Below are 1,575 nucleotides of genomic sequence, written 5' to 3'. Positions count from 1 at the left end.
CCCTACGTGTCAACGTATGACCCAACAGCTACCCTCGGTTTTTATCTATAACAAATGGGCTCCGCTGCTGGAGTACACCGATGACCACCAATTCACCCCTCGCCGCCGAGATCACGCCTGACCCGCGGTTGGAAAAACGTACCCGCCGCCGCTTCAGTGCGGCTGAGAAACAGCGCTTGCTGACCGAAGCTGGCGCCCTGGCCCACGGCGAGCAAGGGGCTTGGCTACGCCGCAATGGCCTCTATGCCGCCCAGCTTTCCGATTGGCGTAAGCAGCACGCCGAACACGGTCTGGAGGGTCTGCAATCCCAGGCGCCCGGCCGCAAGGCAGCGGATGCACGTGACCGCCAGATTGCCAGCCTGCAGCGGGAGAACCACCGCTTGAGCCGGCGTGCCGAGGTGGCCGAGCAGCTGGTGGAACTCCAAAAAAAAGTCTTCCAACTGGTCGAGAAGGCCCAGCAGGAGCATCGCTCTTGAGCGTGATCGCAGCAGCCCCCGCGGGACTGAGCAAGCAGCGTATCTGCCAGGCGCTGGGCCAGCCACGGCATCGCTGCTATCCCGATCATCGACGGCGCAGAGTGAGCACCCCCCGGCGCGCACCGGCACGTCGACTGACCGCCGAGCAGGATGAGGCGATCCTGACCACGCTGCACAGCGAGCGCTTCATCGACGCCAGTCCGCGCCAGGTCCATGCGCAGTTGCTCAGCGACGGCATCGTGCTGGCCTCGGTGTCGACCTTCTATCGCCGCCTGCGTGCGCTCGGCCAAACCACGGCACGGCGCCTGCAACGCCCGCCCCAACATCACGTCAGGCCGCAGCTGACCGCCACCGCACCGCAGCAGGTGTGGACCTGGGACATCACCAAGCTGCCGACCTTCTCGCGCGGGGTCTATCTCAACCTCTACCTCATCCTGGACTTGTTCAGCCGCTACGTCGTGGGCTGGATGATCAGCACCAAGGAAAACGCGGGCCTGGCCAAGCACCTGTTCACGCGCACGCTGACCGCCCACGCCATTGCGCGGGAGTCACTCATCGTGCACCAGGATCGCGGCTCGCCGATGACCGCCCACAGCTTCACCGACCTGCTCGGCGCCATGGGCGTGGCACGCAGCTACTCGCGCCCGCGCGTGAGCAATGACAACCCCTTCAGCGAAAGCCACTTCAAGACCCTCAAGTACACCCCCGACTACCCCGGCCGCTTCGAGGACGCCGAGCAGGCGCGCCAATGGGTGCGCCGGTTCGTCCCGCACTACAACGATCGTCCGCACGAAGGGTTGGCGCTGTTCACGCCCGCCGATGTCTTCCATGGCCGCGTACCCACCGTCGCCGCCGTCCGCCAGCAGGCGCTCACCGATCACTACGCACGCCACCCCGAGCGCTACGTCAAAGGTGCGCCCACCGTCGCCCTGCCGCCCGCCGCCGTGCACATCAACCCCGACCTCGCCATGGAGGCCACGCAACTGCTCGACACCGCTGGCGCCCTACGCCTCGTCCCCACCCCGGTCGACACCGGCATCCCCGAGGTTGTTACATAGAAATCTCGCGCCGTGTGTTGGGTTACTGTTGACACGTTCCG

At 65.8% G+C, this 1,575-nt stretch carries 2 protein-coding genes; both read left to right on the top strand.

Features of this window, described 5'->3' with window-relative positions; genetic code table 11:
• Positions 1–80: 80 nt before the first annotated feature.
• Entirely contained in the window at positions 81–476 is a 396-nt protein-coding gene (locus tag ACO2Q2_RS17410; protein ID WP_423257511.1) for a transposase, read from the top strand.
• Positions 477–478: 2 nt separating this feature from the next.
• The gene (locus ACO2Q2_RS17405; RefSeq protein ID WP_423257512.1) at positions 479–1,534 is read left to right on the top strand and encodes an IS3 family transposase; all 1,056 of its coding nucleotides are present in this window, start codon (positions 479–481) and stop codon (positions 1,532–1,534) included.
• Positions 1,535–1,575 lie beyond the last annotated feature (41 nt).

This window comes from Dyella sp. KRB-257 (genome assembly GCF_049445995.1).
Classification (GTDB): Bacteria; Pseudomonadota; Gammaproteobacteria; order Xanthomonadales; family Rhodanobacteraceae; genus Dyella_A.
This window is presented reverse-complemented; position numbering and strand designations above follow the sequence as displayed.

Excerpts from the sequence above, each read along its gene's own strand:
- ACO2Q2_RS17410 (WP_423257511.1), top strand. The coding sequence starts at position 81 with ATGACCACCAATTCACCCCTCGCCGCCGAGATCACGCCTGACCCGCGG.